This is a genomic window from Erwinia sp. PME.40.26/001 (assembly GCF_055556675.1).
In genome coordinates, this window is the sequence record NZ_JBVHNP010000297.1 from 1 (window position 1) to 254 (window position 254).

The following is a 254-nucleotide window of genomic DNA, read 5'->3' on the forward strand; positions in this document are numbered from 1 at the left end:
TCCAAGAATGCCGCTGCTGTTCAAAATTCACTGCATCCGCTTTGATACGGTGCCTGTTTAAAATTTATTTAAACAGGATCGCCGCTTTTTGAATGGTGATCGATACGCCCCAGGCCAGTGGGATACCCACCGCAGCCCAGGCCAGCAAGACGGTCACCAAACTGGACGAACCACTGCTGGCATTGATGCCACTCATACGGGCTTCGCTGGCCGCCGCTTTGTCGTGAGCAAGGCGTTTTTCTTCGGCCAGTTCG

The 254-nt window shown here is 53.5% G+C and carries 1 protein-coding gene; it reads right to left on the reverse strand.

The features are described 5' to 3' along the window. Nucleotides 1–64 precede the first annotated feature (64 nt). Nucleotides 65–254, reverse strand: a 190-nt coding sequence (locus ACZ3HG_RS24260) for an MFS transporter small subunit (protein ID WP_465335016.1), incomplete at its 5' end; no start/stop codon positions are given.